The sequence below is a fragment of the Corallococcus terminator genome, from assembly GCF_003611635.1.
Lineage (GTDB): Bacteria > Myxococcota > Myxococcia > Myxococcales > Myxococcaceae > Corallococcus > Corallococcus terminator.
On sequence record NZ_RAVZ01000828.1, the window covers coordinates 1 to 431 of the forward strand.

The 431-nt window shown below is 72.6% G+C and carries 1 pseudogene; it reads right to left on the reverse strand.

Annotation, left to right across the window (positions count from 1 at the left end):
- A pseudogene (locus D7V88_RS42340) lies at nucleotides 1-419 on the reverse strand (WD40/YVTN/BNR-like repeat-containing protein); the annotation flags it as partial.
- Nucleotides 420-431: the final 12 nt, after the last annotated feature.

The window sequence follows — 431 nt, forward strand, 5'->3', positions numbered from 1 at the left end:
CGCTTGCGCACCCGCCCCAGGTCCGGCTGCCGCTGGAAGCTCGCGCCCCCGTCGGAGGAGACCGCCACCACCGCCGTGGAACCTCCGTCCGACTCCAGGCGGAACGCCTGGATCCACAGCCGCCCGCGCGAGTCCCGGGCCAGGAGCGCCCGCGAGTACGCCGTCGAATCGTCCGCGTTGAACACGCGCACCGCCGGCTCCGGCGCCCAGGTGTGCCCGTCCTCCTGGTAGCGCCACCACTGGAACCAGACGTCGTGCCGCGACGACGCCGAAAGCGAAGGCGCTTCGAACGCGTACACGAGCGCCACGTCCCGCCCCACGGCGACCAGCTCCGCCCGGTCATGGTGCGAGGCATCCGGCTGGACGGAGGCGAGCTTTTCGAAGCCCTGGAACCCGTCCTCGGAGCGGAACAGGCTCAACCCCTCCCCGCC